Origin of the sequence: Sphingobium sp. PNB (assembly GCF_019873065.1) — a bacterium.
GTDB classification, from domain to species: domain Bacteria; phylum Pseudomonadota; class Alphaproteobacteria; order Sphingomonadales; family Sphingomonadaceae; genus Sphingobium; species Sphingobium fuliginis.
On the sequence record NZ_JAINEZ010000031.1, the window covers coordinates 1 to 17,499 of the forward strand.

The window sequence follows — 17,499 nt, forward strand, 5'->3', positions numbered from 1 at the left end:
TCTAACCCGGCACCATGAACCCGCCGCGACAATCTGTTCTCATCCTGATAGTCGCTGACCTCTCACCCAGATCGTCGCGCTATAGTCGACGGTGAAACATGCGCAACCATATACAGGGACCAAAGATAGACCCCTCGATTTTCGTGCCGCGCGAGATACAGATCGAGGAGCATGTCCCAGATCGGGCTGGGACAAAATTCATAGCCGAGCGCGTCGCCGACCGCGTGGCGCATATCGATAAGCCTGCGGCACATCGCCGTCCTGCGGTTTATTGGCATCATCTGCGTCATTTGCGCACTCCCTTCCCGTGGAAGCTGATTTCCCATTTCATGACGAATGGCCGGTGCGTACCGATGGTGCCGCGTGGGGCTGGGCGATACCCAGCCAGGACGCCGGGACCTACATCAGACCAGCTTTTCGAAAACTCACATATCCATCTCGGCAGATCACCAGATGGTCATGGACTGTGACGGCGAGCGGTTGCGCGGCGGCCATCATCCGTTGCGTTAAATTCCGGTCGGCCCGTGAAGGCTCAGCGGTTCCGGCGGGGTGATTGTGAAGCATGCTACGGCTAAGAAATAAGCATTTGATATTACTTATGAATATGTCGGATAATTGAGCCGTGGGGGCTGCAATTAGGAGCGGCTCCGGGCCAGCGATGGGCTTTCCTTACGCGAATTTGAATGCATTTCGAGGCATCCACATGCTTTTACAACTACCGCCCCCGAATCATTCGGGCAAACCTTTTCAGGAACCCCTCCCGCTGATCGTGGAGTTCGCTTCCATAGGGAGCGATCCTCTCCACAGCCAGAAGGTCGAAGCCATCGCGGGTGCCCTCGATATGGACCCGCTGCCCGATATGGTGCTCCGCGCTCCGTGGAGCGTCGAGACGCCATTCGCCGCCATCGTCCAACTTGAGGACAAGTCCGCGCGGACCTCGCAATAGAAGTCCGGCCTCCTGATGGTGGCTACCGAGAGGCATGATCGCACGTCCTGTCGCCGCCATAGTGTTGCCAGGCCAACGCTCGACCGAATCGCACCATGGCGCAGCTCAAATCTCCGACCCCTGGGGCCGAACACCAAGCGGCCGTCCGGCTCCCCTTGGCGGAACCCTGCGAACGGCATTGGAGCGGTGGTCCGCTCACGAGGGTATGGCCGGTGCGAGTCTTGCCCTGCGGTCCGCCGAGCAGGTGGACGAGCTGATCTCTGGCTTCCTTCCCACTCGCGGCGGGACAGGGGTGGCCCGGCTTGCAGGTTTCGTCGATCTCGCGCGCAGCTATGCCGGCAAGACGGATACGTGGACCCTCAGCGCACCAGATCGGCCCATCGCCATCCCAAACTCGTGTTGGGGTGCATGTGAAGGTCGTGCCTGCGGCGACAACCTGGGCGAGCATCAGCAAAAGCATCCTGGACGGTCATAGCGCAGAGCATCGGGCGCGAACAGTCCGTGCGGCATCCAAGTGTGCAGGTGAGGCAATGCCTAATGCGGGAAGTCAGTTGCCGGTGATCCTCGTTCGACCGATCACCTTGGAAGTCTGACAGGCCACCATGTTCTGTCGATCCCACGCATCCAGTTCCTCCACCGGATACAGAACGGCCTTGCCGATCTTGACGAATGGAGGGCCGATTCGCATCGCCCGCCAATTTTCTAGCGTGCCGATTGTGACAATGCCTCGGTAGCGCTCCGACACTTCCTCCGTAGTGAGATACTTATGTTCGGACATTGTACGCAATCCCAAGAAGTTACCAAGAGTTGGCGCCCGATGAGCGGGTTGATCGCCTCGTCTCGATCTTTTGGTGCATGACTTGCTATGCTTGCCCCCGCAATGGGTAGGGCACTGAAATGCCGATTACGGCAAAATAGGCGCATTTGAACAAAACTGGCCTCTCGCCGGCGATTTCAGCTCTCAGGAGTACTTCAAGGGGATGCGGAGGTTTGAGATTCGTTTCCGCGATACGTACGAAAGGACGCCCCACCCGGTTGCCCGGAGGGGGCGAGTTCCGTTCGCGGGCGGGGAGGAGATAGCCCGCGTCCGGTATGGTGTTAGGCGAGGGTAGCGCTTCTCTCTTTGATCGTGGTCAAATTAGTCACTGTGGGGCTGATATGCTCTTCAAGGAGTCATCGTGTAATTTGTGACTGCTTCCATGGCCACGGCGGCGCGAACCTCTGTATGACAGCCGTCGAGCGTCGCACTTACGCGCACGGCCCCTTCAGTGCCCGAGCACCAGCGGCAGCTTGCTCTTGGTGAGCATCCGTTTGGTGACACCGCCAAACGCTTCCAGCAGGCGACCGTGGCTATAAGCGCCCATCAGCACATAATCGGCGTGCCAAAGAGCCGCTTCGTCGGCGATCAGCGCATCCGGCGCGTGAAGGCCATCGTCGACGATCTTCACGCTCGCGTGCACGCCATGGCGTGACAGATATTCGGCGGCTTCGGTCGGTTCGGTCTTCTCGGCGCCGTCGCGAGCCATGAAGATATGGACGTCGGATGCGAGTTGAAGAAGGGGCACGCAGGCGCGCATCGTGTCTGCCGCGGACGCCTGGCCATCCCAGGCGATGAGCGCGCGACCGGCCGCGTTGAACCGTTCCAGGTTTTCGGGAACAGCAACGATGGGCTTGCGCGCGTGCATCAGAATCCGGCTGGCGATCGTGCGCATATCAGGAAGGGGATAGGCGTCGAGCGTCCGATTGAGCACGATCAGATCCGCGAACGTCGCCGCCTCGAGGACACAGCTGGCGATATCGCCAGTCGCGTCGGTCCAGTCCCAGCGAACGTCTTCATGCGAGAGGCGCTCCGTCAGCGCAGCCCTGTTCTTTGCCTCGTTCTCCCGCTCATCGGTCAGCATCACGGCTTCACCAAAGCCGGCATAGAGGTCGCCCGCGACCACCGGCGATTGCGTGACGTCGATACAGGTCAGATGCCCATCAAGGGCACGTGTCAGGTCTAGCGCTGTCTGCAGCCTGGCTTCCTGCCCATCGTCGGCGTGAACCAGCAAAAGAATGTTCTTCATCGTCGCCTCCATATTGATGGAGGGACTCTATTTGCGACCCACGGCTCAGAATATGCGGGACTATACTGATGCGAGGCAGTCACATGGTGACTGCAGCGATCGCTGGATGGCTGTTCGCTCAGCAACCTGTGGCGGCAAAGCGGCTTCGCGTCGCGGCAAACCAAATGGATGATGGCATTGTCGGTGGCATATACCCCCCTGAGGACTGGCTGCCGGCCGGCCGACGGCCTCCGATAGTTTGCGAGTTCAGCGTTGCTCAGATGAGGCCATGGCTTCCCGCGACGGCAGCCATGACCGTCAGGAGTGACAGGACCAGCACAGCATTATGCATCCGTTGCATGCGATCGAAGACGGTCGCCAGCGTCACCAGATCCGCTAGGCGCCGGTGAGCGACCAACGGCTCGGCTACAAAGAGCATGGCGGCAAATCCGATCCAGAGCAGCAGCATCGCATGCATCCACCAGAAATGCACGTCAACGAACCGTTCGAGCATCCAGCCGCGCCAGACCATCCAGCCGCCACTTAACCCGGCGAGCAGCACCCATAGTCGCGCCTGCGCCGCGAAACGGCCCTCGAAGGCATGGAATGTCGCCAGTCGTTCGCCCGGCGGATGCCGTCGCCGGATGGCCGGCATGAGCACCGTCGTGACGAAGGCGACGCCACCAATCCACAGGACGACAGCTGCCACATGCAGAGTTCGCGCGAGGGCGAGATCGTCAATCACGACGCGTCCGCCGCGCGCCAGAATTCAACGTGGAAACGAACCGGGCCGATCGGGGCGACATGGTGAAGGATTGTCGGCTCGACGATGCCGGGCGGCCCGCCGGGCGACAGGAGCCGCTCGCCCGGCTGCCGGCGCGGATCGGTCACGCTGTAGCGCAGCGCGCCTTCGGCTACATGGATCAATCCCCACACCCCAGGCTTGGTGCTGTGGTCCCGCAGCAGGGCCGCAGGGATCGTCTCCGACGCGAAATCGGCGGTCCGTCGATAGGGGGCAAGACCATCGGGCAAATTGAGGGCTGCGGGAGCCAGTTGCATCGGATCAGGCCGCGTTGGCGTAGAGTGCCGCCTCGCGCGCGATCAGCACGTCGGCGAGAAACCAGTAGGCTTCGCCCCAAGCCGCGAGCACCTGTTCGTCGACGGCATCGCCCAGCACGTCCTTGATCGCTGGCAGCAAGGCATTGGCGACGGCCGGGTAATGCGCGGGCTTGATATGCGTCTCGACATGCCGACTCGCGATGCGCTCGATCGCGGAAGTCAGGACGTCGAGCTTGTCGACATTCTTGGCAAAAGCGAGGATGGCGTCGGCTAGGCGTTTCGGCTGCTCGCCCGACCGTTGCGCGGCCTGATTGAACAATGCCCTTATCTCGGGATCAACAAACAGGCGTTCATACATTCGTGTCGTGATCGCCAAGCCGTGCTGCTGAAGCGCGGGTGCGGTGGATTTGACGATAGCCATCGTTTCAACCGACATCGTGCGTGCCATCAGATATTCTCCAGATTGGGGCGTTGTGGTGGGATCGGCCGCATGCCCCTCGCTGCGGTCGAACCGGGAAATCAGGCCGCGAGGCGTATGTCTTTGGCATGCGCAGGATAGGGGGCGGGCTGCGTCTCCACGGGAAGCACGGACATGACGATACTCCTGGAGATCGGGCCGGCCTGCGGCCGGTCGGGGAAGGCGATGGCTTGAAGAACAGGGCGAGGCTCAAGCTTTCGGCAATGCGGGCGGCCTTGCCTTGCAACATATGCGCCGCTTCGGGCGTCATCAGCGCGTTCGTGGTTTCCGCCCACAAGGCGAGCCAACGGTCGAACATGGCCGGCGTGATCTGCGCGCGATAGCGTGCGTGCGCCGGCACCGGCTGCCCCTTATAGCGTCCGCTACCGAGCATGACCGAGGACCAGAAGTCGGCAAGCCTGGTCAGATGGCCTGGCCAGTCGTCGATCGCGCCGTTGAAGAGTGGGCCGATCAGCTTATCGGCCCGCACCCGGGCATAGAAAGCGTCGACCAACTGCCGCAGCCCCATTTCGTCGATATCGGTACGCTGCGCCACCGTCTCGTCCTCCAATCATGTATTGGAGATGCATCTATCGGGGCACAGAGAAACATGCATTTGGGATATATACTTATAGTGCTTGGACCGGCTTTCTCCCATATCTGGCGGCATGCGATTGACCCGTTACACCGACTATGCGCTCCGGATGCTGCTGTATCTCGCCGAGCGTCCCGAACGTGTTTGCGCGATCGCCGAGATCGCCACCGCGCATGCGATTTCCAAGAACCATCTGATGAAGGTCGTCCACGAGTTGGGCAAGGCGGGCTATGTCCAGAGCGTGCGCGGCTGCCACGGCGGCATGCGCCTTTGCCGGCCGCCCGACGCCATCAATATCGGCGCTGTCGTACGGGAGATGGAAGGGGACTTCGACCTTGTCGATTGTGCTTCGTGCGTCATCACGCATCGCTGCGGCCTGCAGGGCGCGCTCGGCGAAGCCCTGGGCGCATTTCTTGCCGTCCTTGACGATTATTCGTTGGCGGACCTGTCCCGTCAGGCGCCAGCATCGCTGACGAATGCTCAGATCACCTCTCCAATGCTGGGGTCGGTGCAACGGCCCTTTGCGACGTCCTGACTGGGAATTCGGGGTGGCCGGACGCCCCCGATCGGTCAGTGCAAGAGGACGGGTAGCATCAGTAGGCTCGCTGCGACGCTCGCGATCAGGGCCAGGGCGGCAGATCTGCCCCGATGCCTCCCGGCCAGGCTGATCGTGGCCCCGGCCTTGACGAGGGTGTTGAGCATGACCGGGGCGGCCAGAACAAGGCCCGCCGTTCGTCCGTCCAGCACGCCCTTTGGCAACCCGCCCATCGTGATGATAGCGGAATCGACATCCACCATCCCCGACAGGGCCAGAACCGTGGCAAGGCCGGCATCGCCAAACCGACCGAGCACCCAACGCGAGGCCAGCGACAGAACCATCACCAGCGCCATGAGGCCGAGCGCCGGCGCGAGGTTGAACGGGTTGCGAACAGGAACTTCCCGGCTGGACGATGAGGGCAACAGCGCCGCTGCCCGGAGCTGCCAAGCCGTGGCGAGGGCACTGACCACCGCCGCCGGCGCGACCAGCAGCGCAAGCGCCGGCAGCGCAAATGGCGCCAGCACGCCCACTAGCACCAGCACGCGCACCAGCATGACCACGGAGGCGGTGGTGATCCCTGCAATCAGAATGGGCCCATTTTCCGCATCGTCGCGCAGCCGGGTCGCCAAGGCGGCGGTGACCGCCGTGGATGAAACCATGGCGCCGGCAGCGGCCGTCGCGAGCGTCCCGCGCGATGCGCCCAGGCGCTTGCTGGCCATATAGCCGGCGAAGGAAAAGCCCGAGACCAGGACGACCACCATCCACAGTTGTCGCGGATTCCAGGCATCGTAGGGACCGTAAGGGCGATCGGGGAGGAGTGGCAGGATGGCGAGCGAGATCAGTGCGAATCGGGCGATGGCGCTTACCTCGACCTCGCTCAACCGCCCGATCCAGCCGTGAAGCTGCGAGCGGAGCGCAAGCACCAGCGTCATCACAACAGCAATGATCGTGGCGAGGCGTTCCTGCTGGCTTGTCGCGAGGAACCCGCAGCCGAGCGTCAGCAGCCCGGCAAGGCTTGCCGTTCCGCTGACCGGTCCGCCCCGCCATGCCGCCTGCGCATATCCCATCAGGACCAGCATGGCCGCCGACGCGATCAGGATGATCGCCACGCAGGACTCGATCGACCGAAGGGCGCCCGCGACGCCGCCGGCCAGCCCCAGCAGTCCAAAGGTCCGGATGCCCGCGAAGCGGGAGCCAGCCGGTTCATGGCGCAAGGTCCAGCCACGCTGGACGCCGATGAGAAGGCCGAGGGCCAGCGCCAGCGCGATGCCGGCTATGGTAGCAACGCCTCCGGCTATCGCAAAATCCATCTCAAACGCCGTCACTTATGTCCTCGGTTCTGAATGCAAGGTCGTATGGCCTTGATCCGACCGCATGACCCAACCCAAATGCGAATATCTGTTGGCTGCGGGCAGCGGCCAAGGCTCAGGGCGCCAATCTTGGCTGTCATAACAGGACAACAGGAACGCCGATCAGGGGAATCCGTAAGTACCCGTAATGTGTCGGTAGTCGGCTTGCGCCAGAATGATCTGAAGCACGCCGGCGACGCAGCACGTCGCTCACTTCGAACAGGAAGAGAATGGATGCCGATCGCCACTGACCAGCGACCTACCGTGCCATCCCGGTCCGGGCTGACCGCGACGGAGGCCCGGCGACGCCTTGATGCCCAGGGACCGAACGAACTGCCTAGAACAGGGCGACGCACGGTGCCGCATATTCTCGCTGAAGTGGTCCGGGAACCGATGCTGGCGCTGCTGCTTGCGGGCGGCGTCGCCTATATGCTGCTGGGTGACCTTGGCGAAGCGCTCATCCTCCTCGGCTTCGCGACCTTTTCGATCGGCCTCACGGTGATCCAGGAAAGCCGCACCGAGCATGTCCTGGAGGCGCTGCGCGACCTGTCGGCGCCGCGTGCGCTGGTGATCCGCGACGGGAGCCGCATCCGCATTGCCGGGCGCGAGGTGGTCGAAGGCGATCTGCTCGTCCTTGAGCAAGGCGACAGGGTCGCCGCCGATGCGATGCTGGTCTCGGCGGACGATCTTCAGGCCGACGAATCGCTGCTTACCGGCGAGTCTGTACCAGTCCGCAAGCAGGCGGTGCTTCAGGGCGAAGAATCGTTGCGGCGACGACCGGGCGGGGAGGACCAGCCGCTTGTCTATTCGGGTTCGCTTGTCACCCGAGGCTCGGGGCTGGCGCTGGCGATCGCGACCGGCCCGCGCAGCGAGATCGGCAAGATCGGGCAGTCGCTCTCGACTCTCGATGCCGAGCCGCCGCGCCTGCGCCGGGAAACCGCCCGGATCGTACGGCTTTGCGCGATCGGAGGCGGCCTCGTCGCCCTCCTTGTCGTCTTGCTCTTCGGGTTCCTGCGCGGAGGATGGATCGACGCTATGCTCGCGGGAATCGCGATTGGCATGTCCATGTTGCCGGAGGAATTCCCGGTGGTGCTCACGATCTTCCTCGCGATGGGGGCGTGGCGCATTGCCCAGGCCGGCGTCCTCACGCGCCGGGCGGCCGCCATTGAGACGCTCGGTTCCGCGACAATATTATGCACCGACAAGACCGGAACTCTCACCGAGAACCGGATGGCTGTGACGGAGCTGTGGCTGGCGTCGGGCGAGACGGCGACGGTCGACGGCGTGACCGAGCCTTCGACCGGGTTTCACGAACTCCTGGATACCAGTATCCTGGCCAGCGCCCCGGTGCCGGTCGATCCGATGGAGGTCGCCTTTCACCAGGCAGGCGCGGGCATCCCGGACCTTGCAGAACGCCGTGCCAAGCTCAGTTTGGCCCACAGCTATGGATTGCGGCCTGAATTGCTGGCGATGTCGAACGTCTGGCAAGCGCCCGACCCCGAGGCGGCCTGCACGGTGGCGGCCAAGGGGGCGCCGGAGGCCATCGCTGCGCTCTGTCATCTGTCGCCGGATGAGCGCGCGCGCCTGAAGGTTGCCGTCGATACCATGGCTCTAAGGGGCATGCGCGTGCTGGGTGTCGCAACGGCATCGACTGGCGCGGGCGACAGCTTGCCGGAATCCCAGCAGGAGCATGATTTTGCCCTGATCGGTCTGATCGGCCTCGCCGATCCCCTGCGCGCCAGTGTGCCGGCCGCCGTGGCCGAATGCCGTAGCGCCGGGATCAGGGTCGTGATGATCACGGGCGACTACGCTGCCACCGCGCGTGCGATAGCGACGCAGGCCGGAATCATGGATGGCGACGTGCTGACCGGGACCGAACTCGCTGCCCTGGACGACGCGGCGCTTGCAGAACGGCTGAAGACGGTGACAGTCTTCGCGCGGATCATGCCGGAGCAGAAGCTGCGGATTGTGGCGGCATACAAGGCGGATGGCGAAATCGTCGCCATGACCGGAGACGGGGTCAACGACGCCCCGTCGCTCAAGGCCGCGCATATCGGCATCGCCATGGGTAAGCGCGGCACCGATGTCGCCCGGGAAGCCGCGGCGATCGTCCTGCTCGACGATGATTTCGGGTCGATCGTGAAGGCGGTGCGGCTCGGGAGGCGCATCTACGACAATATCCGCAAGGCGATGGCCTTCATCTTTGCCGTCCACGTGCCGATCGCAGGCCTCGCGCTGCTGCCGCTTGCCTTCGGCCTGCCCATCCTGTTCGGCCCGATCCATATCGCGTTGCTCGAGATGATCATCGATCCTGTCTGCGCGCTCGTCTTCGAGGCCGAGCGCGAGGAGCAGGATCTGATGGAGCGCAAGCCGCGCCATCCCGAAGAGCGGCTCTTCTCGCTGCGCATGATCGGCTGGAGCGTGTTCCAGGGCGGGCTGGGCTTTGTGCTGCTCGCCGGGATATTTCTGGCATCGAGCTATTCCGGCATGCCGGAAGCCGATGCGCGCGCGTTGACCTTCTTTTCGCTCATCGGCGTGATCCTGGTGCTGATCCTAGTCAATCGCTCGTTCGACACATCGCTCCTTCACGCGCTGGTCCGGGGCAATGCGGCCCTGCGCTACGTCCTGGGCGCGGTGGTTGCGGTCGCGGCCATCATTATGACTGTTCCCTCGCTGCGGAGCCTGCTCAAATTCGGTCCGCTCCATGGTCCCGACGTCGCGATCAGCGTCGGGTCAGCAGCGCTGCTCCTGATTCTGCTCGAGGCGAGCAAGATGGTCGAGTTGCGGTGGGATTCAAGCTTTGTACGGCAGGCGCGAACGTGACACGTGCCTATGACGCGCCCGGTTCAGGCTGGAACCGCGAGTGTGCGAAGATATCCCATGAAGCGATGAACAAAGCCGCCGCCGCCGGACCGATCACGAGCCCGTTGAAGCCGAGTACTTGCAGACCGCCGAGGGTGGAGATCAGCACGACATAATCGGGCATGCGCGCGTCCCGTCCCACCAGGACCGGGCGCAGGAGATTGTCCACGAGGCCGATCACGAACAGGCCGCACAGGATCAGAATGACGCCTTCCCAGACCGCGCCGGTCACGAGCAGATAGACGGCGACCGGTGCCCAGACGATGCCTGTCCCGATCGCCGGCAGCAGCGACAACAACGCCATCAGCACGCCCCAGAGCAACGCACTATGGATGCCCAGCGCCCAGAAGACGATCCCGCCGATGGCGCCCTGGATGACCGCAACCACGAGGCTGCCCTTGATCGTCGCCCGAATGACGGCGGCGAATTTCGCCAGCAGGGCTGTGCGTTGGTCCGGATCGAGCGGAATGGCCGTTTCCACCCGGGCAGCCACCTGCTTGCCGTCGCGCAAAAGAAAGAAAGTCAGGTAGAGCATGACGCCCAGAGCGACGACGAAGCCGAAGGCGCTCTGGCCGATGCTGAACGCTCGCGCCGTCAGGGTCTGGAAGCTGGCGGCGATACCGGCGGTCAATTTGGTCCGGACGGCCTCGAAATCGGTCAGGCCCAACCCTGTCAGCAGCGACTTCAGCCATTGCGGCAGATGTGCCTGGAACCGGAGGAAGTAGGTGCCGGGATCAACCTCGCCGCTTTGCATCCGCGCGTAGACGCCCGCCACCTCCTGAAGCAGGAACGCAGAAAGCAGGATGGCGGGGAGGATCACCATCGCCATGATCACGAGCAGCGTCAGCAGAGCGGCAAGGTTGTTCCGCGTCGGCATCCCACGCAACAGGCGATCGTTGAGAGGCGCGAAGAAGATCGATGCGATGACGCCCCAGAGAATGGCGCCGAACAGCGGCTGCACGATCCACGCGAAGGCCAGCGACACGGCCAGGATGAGCACGGCAAAGCTCGTGTCCTCGATGCGGCGCATACGCGGTCCGTCAGGCCCTGTCGTGCGCCGCCGCGCTTGCACATCGGATGCACTGTGCGGCGGCGGGCAGCGCCTCGAGCCGTGCCGGCGCTATCGGCTCCCCGCACGTGGTGCACAGGCCATAGGCGCCAGAGTCCAGCCTGGCGAGCGCCTGTCGCGTGAGGGCGATTTCGGCCAACGTCGAGCACTCGACGGCATCCAGTGCTTCATCATCCTCGCGGGCTATCGCCTGCTCTTCGAAATCGGCGTCGAGAGGTTGGCCCTGCTCCTCCTCGATGCGCCCGACCTGGGCGTTCAGTTCGGAGAGGCGATCGGTGAGACGCTGGCGCATAAGGTCGAAATCCATCACGCATCCTGCCTTTCCGCAATCATCGCTGCGACCTCATCGAGCAGGCTCAGGCGCTGCTTTTTCAGGCCTTCGAGTCGGTCATCGGAAGCGGCGTCAAGTCCCGCCTCCATCCGGTATATCTGCTGAGCCAACTCATGATGGCGGTCGGCCAGGTCGCGGTAATGCGCGCTCTCCAGCTTCAGCGCGTGAAGGATCTCGCGCTGCGCGGGAAACAGCGCGTGCAGATCGTGGCCAAGTTCACTCATCTTTTCTCCGATCGAAGTTTGTCGTTGGGGACAGGTATATGGTTACCGCTCATGCACGGCGGCACTGGCCTATCGGGGGGCGAGCATCATGCGGTCAGCCGCTCCTGATACATCGGAGTTGCCGACGCGCGCGTGCGTCCGCAGGGCGAGCAACCGGCGTTGGTAACTGCTGACGAACTGCTGATGAATGCTGCGGGCTTCAGCACAGGTGGTGATATGGGCCAGTGTCCGGTGTGAACGGCAGCGGCCTAGCAGGTTGGAAATGTCGGGATTATCCATGACGGCAAGCCTCCTTCCGTGAGAAGTTGCCGCCTGGCGGGGTAGATTTCGCTACGTGAATCTCCGCACCAGCTGGATCGATCGCTGCATCTGTGGGAGGAGGGCTTCTACGTCGAGTCAGCATTCTGCCGCTGGTGCAAGGACCGACACGGGACGTTTACGAGGGTTGCGCGGCTCCGACATCGGGCAGCTTGTCGCGTTGTGCTAGGGCAATGTCGATCAACGCGGGAAGGCTCGGCACCGCGAGCTTCCGCATCAGCCTCGCGCGATGGATTTCCACCGTTCTGTGGCTGATTCCCAGCTCCCGACCGATTTCCTTGTTGGTGAGCCCGTGCAGGAGCCAGGCCACGACTTCGCGTTCCCCCTCATCTTCCGGCACGTTTTCGCCGCCCGGATGGCGGAGCGTCAACGTCTTGCGATTCTGCATCATTCCTATTGGCTATTCACCGTCTCAGGTCGCTGCAAGAACGAACCTGAAGATATCGCGATGAGGGAATCCAATGCTGGACACATCCCGCATTTGGTGACCTCGCCATAGCATAACGATCGCGCGATAGTCTCGACCAATAGACGTTCGCGCGCGGGTGAGAGAGCAGAGCGGGCGCGAACGGCGTTGCCGGATCGGCCGGCGGCGTCTGGAGATCGCATCATGCATGGACGAGAGATATCCATCCACATCGCCGGCGAATGGACACGCAACATTCGACGTCGTCTCGATTTCCGCCCCGGCGCGAGAGCCTGTTGCCGATGGCGTCGAGCGGGACTGCAAGGCCTGTCCGGGCGCCAAACCTGCTGAGCGATCCACGCGACGAGAGCGCTCATCGTCGCGCCCGTAAGTAGATGACCCGATAGGGAAGCCATGTCGCATGGCCTACGGATATCTTCTGTCGATGCCCCGGGAATTCGTCCTGGCAGAGCGACACATCGCAGGAGGCCCGCCAGTGAGTTACGCAACTTTGATGGTGCATCTGGAGCTCGGGCGGTCCAATGCCGCGCTGCTCAATGTTGCTGCCGACCTGGCCGAACGATCGCAGGCTGGCGTCATCGGAATTGCCGCGTGCCAGCCGTTGATGGCGACGGCATTTGCTGGCGCTTATGTTTCCGGTGAAGCGATCGAACTGGATCGTGGCGAAATTGAAAGCGAAGCCAAGGAGGCCCAGGCAGAGTTTCGAACTCTGCTGGACGGTCGAGTCGCGGATATTGAATGGCGCTGCGTGGAGATGGCCACGCCGCTTGCGGACTATTTCGCACGCGAGGCACGCGGCGTCGATGTCATCCTGACCGCACCGGATCGTGGCGGCTCACTGCTTCCCGATACACGACGCGCAAATATCGGCGATCTGGTGATGCAGACCGGGCGACCGGTAATTGTCGTTCCTACGCACGCTAAGGGGCTGCGACCGGAGCAGGTGCTGGTGGCCTGGAAGGACAGCCGTGAAGCCCGGCGTGCCGCACTTGATGCATTGCCGCTACTGGAGATGGCGGGCCATGTGACTGTTGTCGAGGTCGCTAGGGAGGAGGACGAAGCTGCGGCCGGTCGGCGGCTGACCGATGTGGCCGCATGGCTCAAAAGACACGGTATTCTGGCGGAGACGCTGGTGGCGCCGTCGACCGGCGATGATGTGGCTGCCCTTGCGGCGGTCGCTCGCGCTCAGCACGCCGATGTCGTTGTCGCCGGAGCATATGGGCACGGCCGGCTCCGGGAATGGGCGTTTGGTGGCGTGACCGCCGATCTGTTGCTGGATCCCGTAAGATGCACAATGCTGTCCCATTGACCGCTGTCGACATAGGGGGCGGGCGGTCGCTGGCTCCAAAAGCAAACGCGCGATCAGCGCAAGTGATCGTGACGTCGCAAAAGATCGTGCTGGTCCTGGTCACACTCGGCCTCGCAAGCTGTGACAAGATGGTGGATCCACGCAGCAATGACACCAACAGAAGGGCGGCCGCGGCGGCGGTGACCCAATATGAGATAAACACGGAAGGGGCCAGCGCGGCGGATCGGTGCCTACAGGCCGGGTTGGCGGCCGCAGCCTATCTGCAGGCCCAGGATGAAAGCAACTACGCAAAGTGGAGGGCACTGGAGGAGGCCAGCTGTGCTGAAACGAAGACAGCAAGATAGCACTGATCAATGCCTCAAGTGGCAAGCTGATGCGGAACGCGGCGGGTTGAGGCAAGGCTGAGCGGTCCGGCGGGCAGCCCGCGCCACAATCCGCCGCTCCGATGGAGATATACCGAGATGATGGACGGTCAACATGGCTTATGTTCCTTTGTGCCGCGGTCGTTTCGTCAGCACCGCCACCAAATTCTGCACCGCATCCCGCAACGAGACGACCGCCTCTGGAGAAAGGTCAAGGCCTTCGCCCAGCGTCGCGGGCACGCTACTCGCCGGCACCCGCAGGCGGCGCCCGGCCTCGGTCAGCGCAACGATCACGCGGCGCTCGTCGGCGAGATCCCGTCGACGCGTGAGAAGTCCGGCAGCCTCCATCCGTTTCAGGAGCGGCGTGAGCGTTCCACTGTCCAGATGCAGCGTGGCGCCGAGCTCGCCAATGGTGTGGGGCTCAGACTCCCAGAGCACCAGCATGACAAGATACTGGGGGTAGGTGAGACCGATCTTTGACAGAACCGGACAATAAAGCCGGGTCAAAAGGTTCGAGGCGGCATAAAGCGGGAAGCAGACCTGACGGTCCAGTCGCAGGGGATCGTCCTCCGTCATCGCCGTTTCCGCCGAGATCTCGTCAGCGTCCGCTTCCCGCCTCACCATCAGCGCGTGCTCACGCTAATCGCGACGTCCACATTACCCCGGACTGCGTTCGAGTAAGGGCAGACGGCATGCGCGGCTGCGATCAGCTCTTCGGCGGCGACCTGCTCCAGGCCCGCGATCGAAACGTCGAGAGCGGCGGCCAATTTGAAACCGCCGCTGCCGTTGGGCAGAAGGCTGACCGTGGCGACCACTTCAAGATCATCATCGGCAATAGCGAGCTTCTTGCTTCGCGCGACGTGAATGGCCGCATTCTCGAAACAGGCGGCATAGCCGGCCGCGAACAGCTGCTCCGGATTGGTGGCTCCGCCCTTGCCGCCCAGCCCCGTCGGCAGGGCCAGGGAAAGTTCGAGCAGTCCGTCATCGCTGCGAACCGTGCCCGCACGGCCGCCCACGGCTTTGACTCTCGTCGTATACAGTGTGCTCATGATAATCCTCCAGTTGAAATGGTATGCACACCCGGCGTTCCATTGTTCTCGGAGCCGCTGCCCTCAATATCTTCGAGTCGCGGATGTGCCAGACAGCGTGGCCATGCCTATGACGAAGCGGTACTTCACGTTCGTCCGTGTCAAGCATTCGCGGGCGTCGCTGATATTGCCGATCACGATCGTCTCGCAGTCGGGACCGATGTTCTCTGCGGCACAGAAGCTGGGCAACTCCGGGGATGGAATGATCTCCTTCTCGTTCGATCGCAGTCACGTCCCGTGATTATCGCTCACGAGGCGCCAGGATCCGTTCCCACGGATCCGACTCGATGGGTGCACACAATCAAATTGCACACAATATAATGTTGAACAATATATTTCTCAGATTCTAGGATGGAATCGCGTGAAGATGGCCGGGCAGGCGCGGGGGCCAGCTGCAAGCAGGGGAGGCGGCTAAGGTCCAGCCCAGCCAACGTCCGACGATCCCGACCCCGAAGCGACGCGAGGTACGACCGATTTTCTCCATTCCTACTCAATGCCGCAGATCGGCAGAGTCGACGCGGCCCGCCGGTCCGACCCTTGCCGGACCCGCACTCATATGCCAGCTATTGTCTGCTTGGCCTATGAAGAGTGTCGTCGAGTGGGGGGATGCAGGTTTCGTCCGGAATCGCCGTCTCGATCCCGGTCTCGATCTCCGTTATCGCACGAGCGCTACGCCTATTCTGAACCGCGTCATGCGCCGATCATAGTCGAGCAGGTTCTCGCCATAGCCAATGAAGCTCTGTCCGAAGAGATACAGATCCGGACCGCCCCCCAGCAGACGAGGCAGCGGATAGGAGAGATCGGCGCTGAGCGCGCCCTTGCCGCTCGAAAAGTTGAACCGGGTGGAGGTGGAGAGGCGCAGTCCTTCATCCTCCCCGATCTCCACGAAAAGCCCGGTGATGCCGCGGTATCGGCGGATATCGGGATTGTCCGACTTGTCGCCGACGAAAAGCGCCAGACGTGGCGCGACCGAGAGGCGATAGTCTCCGCCGAGCGGGATCGCCGCCATCGGCGCGACATAGACGCTGTTGATGCTGCGCGACGCCGCGCCGTCGCGCCCGTTCGATTCATGCCGGATACCGCCCTGCGCGCTCACCGAGATGCCGTTCGACAAAGTGGCGGAAGGGGTCAGATAGAAGAGTTCGGGCTGATAATCGACATTGCGGAACGGCGAGGAGTTCCCGCCCAGATCCCAGAACATACGCTGGCTATAGGCGAAGTGAAGCCCATCACGCCAGGACCCCGGCAGCCCATCAGCCCGTCTCGATCCGAACAGCTGGTATTTGAAGCTGATCTGGATCCTTGCCTCACTGTTGGTGCCAGGCCCGTAGACGGCGTAGATCGGCTCATAGGCCGAGAGATTGACGAGAAAGGCATTGCCAGCCGAACGGTCGGCGGGCGGCGGCGCCGCTTCCCGCTCCGGCTCGGAAGGCGCCTGCGGTGCGGATATGGCTTGCGCCACTTGCGTCGCCGACCGCAAAGCAACAGTGATCTGCTGCGAACGCCACGCCGGAATGGAAAGCGTCGCGCCATCCAGCGTCAGGTCGGAAGGCGCGCGAAAGCAATAGCGAGCGCGCATGAACCCGCCAGGCGGCACGGTCAGGCTGGCCGGGACATTCGCGGCGCGTTCGAGCCAGACGGTCCGGACAGATCCGGCAGCCCCGATCCGTGCCTCGATTCGGTCGGGCAAGGATACCGTTTGTGGATCTCGGTCCCCGTTGAGCAATCGCAGATCGACCAGAATGGCGCCGTCCTGGTCGCGCTGGCCGGCGTCGCCGATCAGGATCTCGACCGGCGAGGCGGCATGGGCCGTCGGCGCGAGGAGAATCGATGCGCCAGCCATGAACCAGAAGTGCGGACGGATCGTCATGCGCGCAGGTGCCAACCGCTGTCGCCTGCACCACGGACCGGATAATCGAACAGCCGCGAATGTTCGCGCGCGATCCTGGCGTTGCGCCGCGGTCGCTTGCCCGGCGGGAGGGCGAGGTGAAATGTCCGGTCGGAGAAGACCTGGAGGAGCATTGCGGGCGGAAAAGCCGAGGCGAGCCAGGTAACCGCGGCGCGAATGAATGTCTCTGCAACGTCTTCCAACGGGTCTGGTGGCGAAGTGGCGGCGGATGTGTCCATGTTCCTCATCTCCAATCGGACATGCCCTTCCATCGCCTGACAGCGAGGAACACGCACTACGCGATGACGTAGCCTGACTCAGCATCCTCCCCTGAAACCGCCTCCGATTATACCATCGTTATCAAGCGGCTACTCTCATCTTACCACCACGCATTTCTTTCCGAGAGTCGCCAATTTCACAGAACGGTACTGCAGGGGAGAGATAAGGCGCAACCCCGGCCATCAGTATATTTGCGCCTGGCCCGACACAGAATATGTCCTTCGCCATCCGATTTGTGACGATCCTGCCGCTCCAGCCGTCGTCCATTCCTCACGCTTTCCCGGATGGAAAGAGGAACGAATTAGCGTCGATACGAAACGCATAAGTATAGTTCCCGATGGCGGGGTGGTGCT

22 protein-coding genes and 1 pseudogene are annotated in these 17,499 nt (G+C 62.9%); 4 read left to right on the plus strand and 19 right to left on the minus strand.

Annotation, left to right across the window (positions count from 1 at the left end):
- Nucleotides 1-399: 399 nt before the first annotated feature.
- The 9 genes and pseudogenes from K7W03_RS28345 to K7W03_RS27840 all read right to left on the minus strand — a co-directional run.
- Complete coding sequence (locus K7W03_RS28345) at nt 400-660, minus strand: JAB domain-containing protein (RefSeq protein WP_413469330.1); 261 nt, start codon at nt 658-660, stop codon at nt 400-402.
- Between the two features lie 55 nt (nt 661-715).
- The gene (locus tag K7W03_RS12205; protein WP_319024311.1) at nt 716-1,006 is read right to left on the minus strand and encodes a DUF5818 domain-containing protein; all 291 of its coding nucleotides are present in this window, start codon (nt 1,004-1,006) and stop codon (nt 716-718) included.
- Complete coding sequence (locus K7W03_RS27835; protein ID WP_226870102.1) at nt 969-1,406, minus strand: thermonuclease family protein; 438 nt, start codon at nt 1,404-1,406, stop codon at nt 969-971. The genes K7W03_RS12205 and K7W03_RS27835 overlap by 38 nt, the downstream gene beginning before the upstream one ends.
- Nucleotides 1,407-1,493: 87 nt before the next feature.
- Nucleotides 1,494-1,724, minus strand: a complete 231-nt coding sequence (locus tag K7W03_RS12210) for a helix-turn-helix domain-containing protein (protein WP_222886431.1) — start codon at nt 1,722-1,724, stop codon at nt 1,494-1,496.
- A gap of 487 nt (nt 1,725-2,211) precedes the next feature.
- Nucleotides 2,212-3,012 carry a universal stress protein gene (locus tag K7W03_RS12215; protein ID WP_222886432.1) on the minus strand — a complete coding sequence of 267 codons (801 nt, stop codon included), beginning with the start codon at nt 3,010-3,012 and terminating at the stop codon, nt 2,212-2,214.
- 256 nt (nt 3,013-3,268) lie between these two features.
- Nucleotides 3,269-3,733 (minus strand): hypothetical protein, encoded by a 465-nt coding sequence (locus K7W03_RS12220; protein WP_222886472.1) that lies wholly within the window; start codon nt 3,731-3,733, stop codon nt 3,269-3,271.
- A complete protein-coding gene (locus K7W03_RS12225; protein WP_222886433.1) occupies nt 3,733-4,050 on the minus strand; it encodes a DUF1971 domain-containing protein in 318 nt (105 codons plus the stop codon). Before K7W03_RS12225 ends, K7W03_RS12220 begins: the two co-directional genes overlap by 1 nt.
- Nucleotides 4,051-4,054: 4 nt before the next feature.
- Nucleotides 4,055-4,498 carry a globin domain-containing protein gene (locus tag K7W03_RS12230; RefSeq protein ID WP_222886434.1) on the minus strand — a complete coding sequence of 148 codons (444 nt, stop codon included), beginning with the start codon at nt 4,496-4,498 and terminating at the stop codon, nt 4,055-4,057.
- Between the two features lie 184 nt (nt 4,499-4,682).
- Nucleotides 4,683-5,036: pseudogene (locus K7W03_RS27840) on the minus strand (group III truncated hemoglobin); the annotation flags it as partial.
- 139 nt (nt 5,037-5,175) lie between these two features.
- Between K7W03_RS27840 and K7W03_RS12240 the strand changes: the two are divergent.
- The gene (locus K7W03_RS12240; RefSeq protein WP_222886435.1) at nt 5,176-5,637 is read left to right on the plus strand and encodes an RrF2 family transcriptional regulator; all 462 of its coding nucleotides are present in this window, start codon (nt 5,176-5,178) and stop codon (nt 5,635-5,637) included.
- A gap of 35 nt (nt 5,638-5,672) precedes the next feature.
- On the opposite strand, the gene K7W03_RS12245 is transcribed toward K7W03_RS12240, so the two are convergent.
- A complete protein-coding gene (locus K7W03_RS12245) occupies nt 5,673-6,950 on the minus strand; it encodes an MgtC/SapB family protein (RefSeq protein WP_222886436.1) in 1,278 nt (425 codons plus the stop codon).
- A gap of 273 nt (nt 6,951-7,223) precedes the next feature.
- Here K7W03_RS12245 and K7W03_RS12250 point away from each other — a divergent pair, with 273 nt between their 5' ends.
- Nucleotides 7,224-9,812, plus strand: coding sequence for a cation-translocating P-type ATPase (locus K7W03_RS12250; RefSeq protein ID WP_222886437.1), 2,589 nt, complete (start codon nt 7,224-7,226; stop codon nt 9,810-9,812).
- A 7-nt stretch (nt 9,813-9,819) separates the two neighbouring features.
- On the opposite strand, the gene K7W03_RS12255 is transcribed toward K7W03_RS12250, so the two are convergent.
- From K7W03_RS12255 to K7W03_RS12275, 5 genes are all read right to left on the minus strand, one after another.
- Nucleotides 9,820-10,881: an AI-2E family transporter gene (locus tag K7W03_RS12255; protein ID WP_222886438.1), complete on the minus strand. Its 1,062-nt coding sequence runs from the start codon at nt 10,879-10,881 to the stop codon at nt 9,820-9,822.
- A 10-nt stretch (nt 10,882-10,891) separates the two neighbouring features.
- Nucleotides 10,892-11,227, minus strand: a complete 336-nt coding sequence (locus K7W03_RS12260) for a TraR/DksA family transcriptional regulator (protein ID WP_222886439.1) — start codon at nt 11,225-11,227, stop codon at nt 10,892-10,894.
- Complete coding sequence (locus tag K7W03_RS12265; RefSeq protein WP_222886440.1) at nt 11,227-11,475, minus strand: YdcH family protein; 249 nt, start codon at nt 11,473-11,475, stop codon at nt 11,227-11,229. Before K7W03_RS12265 ends, K7W03_RS12260 begins: the two co-directional genes overlap by 1 nt.
- A 69-nt stretch (nt 11,476-11,544) precedes the next feature.
- Nucleotides 11,545-11,754, minus strand: coding sequence for a hypothetical protein (locus K7W03_RS12270; protein ID WP_222886441.1), 210 nt, complete (start codon nt 11,752-11,754; stop codon nt 11,545-11,547).
- A gap of 157 nt (nt 11,755-11,911) precedes the next feature.
- The gene (locus K7W03_RS12275; RefSeq protein WP_222886442.1) at nt 11,912-12,184 is read right to left on the minus strand and encodes a LuxR C-terminal-related transcriptional regulator; all 273 of its coding nucleotides are present in this window, start codon (nt 12,182-12,184) and stop codon (nt 11,912-11,914) included.
- A gap of 511 nt (nt 12,185-12,695) precedes the next feature.
- Between K7W03_RS12275 and K7W03_RS12280 the strand changes: the two genes are divergently transcribed.
- Nucleotides 12,696-13,529: a universal stress protein gene (locus K7W03_RS12280; RefSeq protein ID WP_222886443.1), complete on the plus strand. Its 834-nt coding sequence runs from the start codon at nt 12,696-12,698 to the stop codon at nt 13,527-13,529.
- 62 nt (nt 13,530-13,591) lie between these two features.
- Nucleotides 13,592-13,873 carry a hypothetical protein gene (locus K7W03_RS12285; RefSeq protein ID WP_222886444.1) on the plus strand — a complete coding sequence of 94 codons (282 nt, stop codon included), beginning with the start codon at nt 13,592-13,594 and terminating at the stop codon, nt 13,871-13,873.
- Between the two features lie 138 nt (nt 13,874-14,011).
- Here K7W03_RS12285 and K7W03_RS12290 read toward each other — a convergent pair whose 3' ends face one another.
- The 4 genes from K7W03_RS12290 to K7W03_RS12305 form a co-directional block, all read right to left on the minus strand.
- Nucleotides 14,012-14,467, minus strand: a complete 456-nt coding sequence (locus K7W03_RS12290; protein WP_043153862.1) for a MarR family winged helix-turn-helix transcriptional regulator — start codon at nt 14,465-14,467, stop codon at nt 14,012-14,014.
- Nucleotides 14,468-14,514: 47 nt separating this feature from the next.
- Nucleotides 14,515-14,940, minus strand: a complete 426-nt coding sequence (locus K7W03_RS12295) for an organic hydroperoxide resistance protein (RefSeq protein WP_043153838.1) — start codon at nt 14,938-14,940, stop codon at nt 14,515-14,517.
- A 694-nt stretch (nt 14,941-15,634) separates the two neighbouring features.
- Nucleotides 15,635-16,849: a phospholipase A gene (locus K7W03_RS12300; RefSeq protein ID WP_222886445.1), complete on the minus strand. Its 1,215-nt coding sequence runs from the start codon at nt 16,847-16,849 to the stop codon at nt 15,635-15,637.
- Nucleotides 16,846-17,106 (minus strand): hypothetical protein, encoded by a 261-nt coding sequence (locus K7W03_RS12305; RefSeq protein WP_222886446.1) that lies wholly within the window; start codon nt 17,104-17,106, stop codon nt 16,846-16,848. The genes K7W03_RS12300 and K7W03_RS12305 overlap by 4 nt, the downstream gene beginning before the upstream one ends.
- Between the last annotated feature and the right edge of the window lie 393 nt (nt 17,107-17,499).

Excerpts from the sequence above, each read along its gene's own strand:
- K7W03_RS12205 (WP_319024311.1), bottom strand. The coding sequence starts at position 1,006 with ATGGCGGCGACAGGACGTGCGATCATGCCTCTCGGTAGCCACCATCAG.
- K7W03_RS27835 (WP_226870102.1), bottom strand. The coding sequence starts at position 1,406 with ATGCTTTTGCTGATGCTCGCCCAGGTTGTCGCCGCAGGCACGACCTTC.
- K7W03_RS12210 (WP_222886431.1), bottom strand. The coding sequence starts at position 1,724 with ATGTCCGAACATAAGTATCTCACTACGGAGGAAGTGTCGGAGCGCTAC.
- K7W03_RS12215 (WP_222886432.1), bottom strand. The coding sequence starts at position 3,012 with ATGAAGAACATTCTTTTGCTGGTTCACGCCGACGATGGGCAGGAAGCC.
- K7W03_RS12225 (WP_222886433.1), bottom strand. The coding sequence starts at position 4,050 with ATGCAACTGGCTCCCGCAGCCCTCAATTTGCCCGATGGTCTTGCCCCC.
- K7W03_RS12230 (WP_222886434.1), bottom strand. The coding sequence starts at position 4,498 with ATGGCACGCACGATGTCGGTTGAAACGATGGCTATCGTCAAATCCACC.
- K7W03_RS12240 (WP_222886435.1), top strand. The coding sequence starts at position 5,176 with ATGCGATTGACCCGTTACACCGACTATGCGCTCCGGATGCTGCTGTAT.
- K7W03_RS12245 (WP_222886436.1), bottom strand. The coding sequence starts at position 6,950 with ATGGATTTTGCGATAGCCGGAGGCGTTGCTACCATAGCCGGCATCGCG.
- K7W03_RS12250 (WP_222886437.1), top strand. The coding sequence starts at position 7,224 with ATGCCGATCGCCACTGACCAGCGACCTACCGTGCCATCCCGGTCCGGG.
- K7W03_RS12255 (WP_222886438.1), bottom strand. The coding sequence starts at position 10,881 with ATGCGCCGCATCGAGGACACGAGCTTTGCCGTGCTCATCCTGGCCGTG.
- K7W03_RS12260 (WP_222886439.1), bottom strand. The coding sequence starts at position 11,227 with ATGGATTTCGACCTTATGCGCCAGCGTCTCACCGATCGCCTCTCCGAA.
- K7W03_RS12265 (WP_222886440.1), bottom strand. The coding sequence starts at position 11,475 with ATGAGTGAACTTGGCCACGATCTGCACGCGCTGTTTCCCGCGCAGCGC.
- K7W03_RS12270 (WP_222886441.1), bottom strand. The coding sequence starts at position 11,754 with ATGGATAATCCCGACATTTCCAACCTGCTAGGCCGCTGCCGTTCACAC.
- K7W03_RS12275 (WP_222886442.1), bottom strand. The coding sequence starts at position 12,184 with ATGATGCAGAATCGCAAGACGTTGACGCTCCGCCATCCGGGCGGCGAA.
- K7W03_RS12290 (WP_043153862.1), bottom strand. The coding sequence starts at position 14,467 with ATGACGGAGGACGATCCCCTGCGACTGGACCGTCAGGTCTGCTTCCCG.
- K7W03_RS12295 (WP_043153838.1), bottom strand. The coding sequence starts at position 14,940 with ATGAGCACACTGTATACGACGAGAGTCAAAGCCGTGGGCGGCCGTGCG.
- K7W03_RS12300 (WP_222886445.1), bottom strand. The coding sequence starts at position 16,849 with ATGACGATCCGTCCGCACTTCTGGTTCATGGCTGGCGCATCGATTCTC.
- K7W03_RS12305 (WP_222886446.1), bottom strand. The coding sequence starts at position 17,106 with ATGGACACATCCGCCGCCACTTCGCCACCAGACCCGTTGGAAGACGTT.